General features: G+C 35.4%; 4 protein-coding genes. 3 read left to right on the top strand and 1 reads right to left on the bottom strand.

The features are described 5' to 3' along the window. Positions 1 to 76: 76 nt before the first annotated feature. From BIW53_RS00025 to BIW53_RS00015, 3 genes are read left to right on the top strand one after another with little or no spacing between them, the layout of a single operon-like run. Positions 77 to 1,303 (top strand): PLP-dependent aminotransferase family protein, encoded by a 1,227-nt coding sequence (locus BIW53_RS00025; RefSeq protein WP_070989415.1) that lies wholly within the window; start codon positions 77 to 79, stop codon positions 1,301 to 1,303. Positions 1,304 to 1,320: 17 nt separating this feature from the next. After that, entirely contained in the window at positions 1,321 to 1,959 is a 639-nt protein-coding gene (locus BIW53_RS00020; protein WP_070989413.1) for a class I SAM-dependent methyltransferase, read from the top strand. Positions 1,960 to 2,013: 54 nt separating this feature from the next. After that, a complete protein-coding gene (locus tag BIW53_RS00015) occupies positions 2,014 to 2,661 on the top strand; it encodes an HAD family hydrolase (protein WP_070989417.1) in 648 nt (215 codons plus the stop codon). Between the two features lie 27 nt (positions 2,662 to 2,688). Here the strand turns inward: BIW53_RS00015 and BIW53_RS00010 are convergent, their stop codons facing one another. Continuing rightward, positions 2,689 to 5,373, bottom strand: coding sequence for a hypothetical protein (locus tag BIW53_RS00010; protein ID WP_070989411.1), 2,685 nt, complete (start codon positions 5,371 to 5,373; stop codon positions 2,689 to 2,691). Positions 5,374 to 5,397 lie beyond the last annotated feature (24 nt).

The raw sequence follows: 5,397 nt of genomic DNA, 5'->3' as shown, positions 1-5,397 counted from the left end.
GATAACTAGGAATTATGGGTGTATTTTTTGCTGTTGAGTTTCTTATCGATAACTCGCGTATTAAAGGTGAGTTATAGTGAAAAAGTTAAGAGCCTCAATAGCTAGACAGAGGAAACTTTACTCAGCATGTATTCCTTTAACCCCCGTAGACAACATCCCTCTTGGTTTTGAGGATATTGATACTTCATTTCTTCATGGGTTCTACATATCTGATAAAGTAAAAACACAAGAAGAGCAGATGAATTCGGTAATTCAGTTTGGTGGTCGCGAATATGCGACAAAAGATCTGAATAATATACACGCTAGCTTAGCAAAAAAACTCAAAGCGTCCGCAGGCTCCTTGAGATTATTATCAGGGTTGCATGCTCATATGGTTGTATTTATGAGCTTGGGAAAAATAGGAGACTCAGTTCTATTGCTACCAGAGATAGCGGGGGGACACTTTGCAACTGAAAGAATATTAAAGCGCTTAGGGTTTGAAGTAATCCATGTTCCAGTGAATCAAGAAAGGTTATGCGTTGATAAAGAAGCGACTTTAGATTTAATTAAAATAAAACAACCTGACTTTATATTTATAGATCGTAGTGAAGGTTTAAAATACGAAGACTTTAGCTTTATTGGCGAAATAAAGGGTCCGATAAAGATATTTGACGCATCACAGTACCTACCTCAAATAATGTTTGGACATTATGAAAACCCACTTACTTGGGGATTTCAGTTAATGTTATTTACTGTTCATAAAAGCTTTCCTGGACCACAAAAAGCAGGAGTAGTCACAAAAGAGAATGACGCAATCTGGGAAAGGTTGATGCATGGACTAGGCACTTATGTATCTAGTGCGCACACAGAAAACACCTACAAGTTTGCGCTCGCAATGTTACAAGAAGAAAAGCTCAATTATATTGCTTGCAACTTGACTAAATTAGCACCTTTATTAGAGGAAGAGTTAAGAGCTCTTGGAGTAGCTGTAACTTCTAGTCAGCATCAGGGGCAACGTGAGTGGCCAAATACTCAGCATATATGGCTCCCTTGCAGCAATAAAAAAGAAGCATATTGCCTATATAAAAACTTCCTTCGCTCAAGGTTGTATGTCAATTACCGTTTGCTCCCTTATGGTTTAGGGTGGGGAATAAGGCTAGGAACAACATCTGCAATTATGTTAGGTCTCAGCGAAGAGCAATTACCAGAGCTCGCCTCTATAATAGCGAATATTTATCACAATGGCTTTAGCTTAAAAATCCGCCATGATGTCCGAAAATTAAGGGATAAAATGGCAAGCAAAGCTTTGTTAAATTGGCCATAAACTCAGGGATATTAGATATGTATAATACAAGTACTCATGGAAAAACACTTTATGATGATTGGCTTAACTTATGTGACTCAGTAATTCCACCGCCTCTTTCTGTAAGATCAAATTCATATAGAAGGTGGCTATCTAAGGTTATTAGTGTTTTGGCTGATAAGAATGACAAAGTCCTCAGTATTGGTAGTGGCATAGGGGCTGCTGAAAAGTACTTTAAAGAAAAGAGCATCAATATAACTGCAAGTGATATACACCCAAGATCACTAGAAATATGCCGCTCGAAGGGCTTGGAAACCATCTCTTTAGATATTCGCTCATATAATAGTGGTGACTTACATTATGACGTTATTTATGCAGATGGTGTTCTAGGTCATATTTGGGAAGATGAAAATAGTGGAAGTAAAATCTGGGAGAATTTAAAGTCTCTATCCAGGAGCGGATTTCTCTTACTGTCAAATGACATATCAGATGATGAAAATATCAATTTAACAGTAACTGGAATGCCAGATGAAAGATTTTTCAGACCTCCAGGTGGGTGGTTTTCTAATGATGCAGAAAAGCATGGATTAAAGTTAATTTTTTCTCGTTTACTAGCATATAAAAGAAGAGGTAAAAAAAGATATAGGGAAGTAATTGTATTGTCTGCTAATAGCTAAAGATTAGTCATGCATGGTACACTCGCCTTTTGTCTTTTTTACAGAAGGTTTATCGTGGCACAGTTTGAACTAGTAATTTTTGACTGTGATGGAGTGCTTGTAGATAGTGAGGTTTTAGTATCGAAAGTCTTCAAGGATATGTTGTATTCCTTAGGGCTAGATCTATCTTTAGATGAAATAATGTCTTCATATGTGGGCATAACAACACAAGAGTGTTTAAAAAAGATAGAAAAAAACTACCCAGTAAAAATTCCTGCCAACTTTATATCCGTTTATAGAGAATACTGTCAGGAAAAAATTAATTCTGAATTGCGCAATATAACAGGTATTGAAGAGTTAATTATAGAGCTAAATAGTCGCAAACAGTTATTTTGCGTTGCTTCAAATAGTTCGATGGAGAAAATAAATTTATCATTAAGAAAAACCAATCTTTTACGATATTTTAACAATAGAATTTATAGCGCATGTGATTTGGCTAAGCCAAAACCCTTACCAGATGTTTTCTTACACGCAGCTTCTCAATTCAGCATCTCCCCCTCCAAGTGTATTGTTGTTGAAGACACACACATAGGAGTGCATGCAGGTGTGTCAGCGAACATGTTCACCGTTGGTTATACTGGGACAATGCATAAAGATAAATTAATTACGGCAGGGGCAAACGTAACGATTGATAAATTACCAGAACTATTAAAATACCTATAATTTAATACATGTATATAAACTCAATAATTATTGATGAACAAATGGGTAAAATTTAAAAAGTCTAAATAACTTTTGAAACTCTATAACTTCACCCTCTGTCAGCCAATTGATAATCTCAACATCTCTAAAGAACCTGTTGCTCTTTGCTGATTTTTTTAGTACTTTCAACCTTTCTAATATATGCGAACTTCTTTCAACAGCATCACTTTCCCATATTAATAATAATGTTTTAAAAAAAGATGCTCTCCATACTCCATAATGATTTCCAACATTTTCATCGAGTTGCTCCATTTCCAAACAAGCTTTTTTTGCACTACTTACATACAAATCTACCATTATTGCATTCTGTGATAAAAAAGCATCTTCCAGTCTAATCAAGTTCCACTTAAGGATATAATAATACGGGTAAGAGAATATATCTTTAAAACCTGTTTCATTTATAAAGCTTTGATATTCAGCCAGCTTTCTCTCGACTTCATCCGATTTCGAACTTGGCTTAATGATATAAAGATTAAGTAAATCAGCAGATAGATATGAGAACTCTCTTCCTCCGCAAGCCAAAAATAACTCTCTGGAACTATTATATGATTCAATTAAATAATCAATTCTCTCTTCTAAAGAGAGTCTAGAGAAATTCCCAATATTTATAAACTTAGGTATAGGCAAGCTATCAGGTTTTGCTCCTAATAGCTCGCTCCTGAACATAAACTCATGACCAAACCAGTGAGAATGTCTATAGAGTTGTAGAAGTGCTTGATATTGGGGCTCATACTTGTATAGCAATGTATTGGCGTCGTGAGATAAGAAAGATTCAATAAAGCTAGAAACATTATGACCTTGTAAATACGAATGTCTACAGCCATCAAAAACTATTCTAGATAGTAAGTGAATTACTTCCTTTTCAACCGAACTTCTAATAGAAGATAAGCAATAGACTCGCTCTAATAAATTTAATAGTTCATCTGGTGCAAAGCGTCCTAAGTGGGCATTAATATGTATATCCCAATACTCGGCAGCAAGGCGATATATCTCATGTCCACTTTCTTTAAGTTGCTTTATGTATTGAAGTGCTTCTTCATTGTGTTCTACTTCTATCTTAGCAAGTGCAAGCTGCGCAAACAGTTTACTAGTAGGCTCCAGTTTTCTCTCCACTTTACCTAGGATCTTTCTAGCATCATGGAAGTCACCTACTTTATCTAGCAGCAACGCATATTGAAGCTGAATAGCGGAATCATCTAACAAGTTAAAGCGATTTCTGTTAAAACAATTAATCATTCTTTTAAAATTTGAAATTGCAACAGCATGGTCAAAGTAGCGCACAGCCAATGACTCATCCTGAATCTCAACGGCTAAGTACCAACTTAGTTCGCCATCTATCCCTCCCCAAGATACTTGATATTCAATACAAAGGTTAAATAAATGTCTAAAAGCTTGAAGAGAAAATAACTGATCTTTCCAATCTTCTGCTAGTTGCTCATGTAGTATGTATCTATGCTCACTTGTAACCATCATTGGAAAAATACCTAAATTTTTCATTTTATTTAGCCAAATTAAACTTGTAATAAGGCTATATGCTTTTGTCATCAGCCTGCAATCTTTCTGTATACTCCAATGCAGTTTTATAAAATCTATTTTATGAAACCTTCCTCGGTGAATGGCCAGTGATAATGAGATTGCAAGCCGGCGTATTAACTCATCATCAAACTTTAGATTTTTACTGTCATCCAAAAGAGGAAGTAGCTCTTCTCTTAAATCAGACTTTCCCAACGGCTTTGACATTAGGCTAGTAATAAAAGTTGTTTGGGTAGCTGTGGCAATGTACCTTCTATTTATCGAACGAAGCTCAGATATTTCTTTACTCAGATCGGTATTTTGAATAAATTCAAAAATTTTCTCTTCTTTGATTCCTTCAATTTTATATAAACAAGAGCTCTCCTTTGCCATCTCGATCAACTTCACACCAACTGAAGGGTTTATCTTCCACCTGTCTAATGGTTGCGCAATGAGTATGATGTGCTTCTCTGGGAAATGTGAATTACTTAGGTACTTTGTAAGTGTATTTATCAAGTGAAAACTTGCTTGGTGTAAGTTATCTATAAAAACAACGGTCTCTAAGTGAAAATCTGAACCGATATTATCAACTAATTTGCCTTCAATAACTCTTTCATTGAGATCATAATACAGGTATTGAATTCCATTATTCGACATTGCTGCTTGTTGCTTTACAATTCTGGCTATGCTCCGAGTCTTCCCTGAAGCACTCGGACCTAAAATAATTGAAAAGTCAGGATAAGCATCTTTATTAATAGCACCAATAATGGCATTAACAGCGACTGTTTGATCGTGATGTTCTATCTCTGGCACCTTGAGAAAATATGGCACAGCCCAACATTTCCATCCTTGCTTAGCTGTATTTTTAAACTGAGAACACAGCCTGTATATGCTGAGCTCGATAACGTTAAACTTTTTATTTACGTTACCTAACCAAGGAGTAGAATAGATAAGAGCTGCAAGTAAAGCTAACAATACGACTGTCAATATTTGATTATTTTCTATAGCCTCTTTAAAGGGGTTACTAAATCTTGTTAAAGATATAGTGAGAGCAATTCCAGGAAGTATTAAAGCAACTAGGTAAACTATCGCCTTAACAAAAGTTAAGGCAAAACTTATGCTTGGATTTAAAAGAAACAACCTATTTGATGAACTTCTCATAAACCCTAATAATTCCTAGTTATC

It is taken from the genome of Pseudoalteromonas byunsanensis, assembly GCF_001854475.1.
Classification (GTDB): Bacteria; Pseudomonadota; Gammaproteobacteria; order Enterobacterales; family Alteromonadaceae; genus Pseudoalteromonas; species Pseudoalteromonas byunsanensis.
The sequence above is the reverse complement of the archived record's forward strand: the minus strand, read 5'-3'. Positions and strand labels throughout refer to the sequence as shown.

Excerpts from the sequence above, each read along its gene's own strand:
- BIW53_RS00020 (WP_070989413.1), top strand. The coding sequence starts at position 1,321 with ATGTATAATACAAGTACTCATGGAAAAACACTTTATGATGATTGGCTT.
- BIW53_RS00010 (WP_070989411.1), bottom strand. The coding sequence starts at position 5,373 with ATGAGAAGTTCATCAAATAGGTTGTTTCTTTTAAATCCAAGCATAAGT.